Source organism: Citrobacter sp. TBCS-14 (assembly GCF_005280805.1).
GTDB classification, from domain to species: domain Bacteria; phylum Pseudomonadota; class Gammaproteobacteria; order Enterobacterales; family Enterobacteriaceae; genus Citrobacter; species Citrobacter gillenii.
In genome coordinates this window covers 1-247 of sequence record NZ_SZWM01001136.1, presented here as the reverse complement: position 1 = coordinate 247, position 247 = coordinate 1, and the positions used below count along the sequence as shown (strand labels likewise).

1 protein-coding gene is annotated in these 247 nt (G+C 53.4%); it reads left to right on the top strand.

The features are described 5' to 3' along the window. The coding region (locus FDX22_RS24425; RefSeq protein ID WP_146717916.1) for an ATP-binding cassette domain-containing protein at window positions 1-247 on the top strand (247 nt) is incomplete at both ends.

Below are 247 nucleotides of genomic sequence, written 5' to 3'. Positions count from 1 at the left end.
GTTTGCCACCCCAGATGGTGATGTTACTGCAGTAAACGATTTAAACTTTTCACTACGCGCCGGGGAAACGCTGGGTATTGTTGGTGAGTCTGGTTCAGGTAAGTCGCAGACTGCATTTGCCTTGATGGGCCTGCTGGCCGCAAATGGCCGGATTGGCGGCTCCGCTACATTCAACGGTCGTGAGATCCTGAACTTACCGGAGCGTGAGCTGAACAAGCTACGCGCCGAGCAAATCTCGATGATCTTC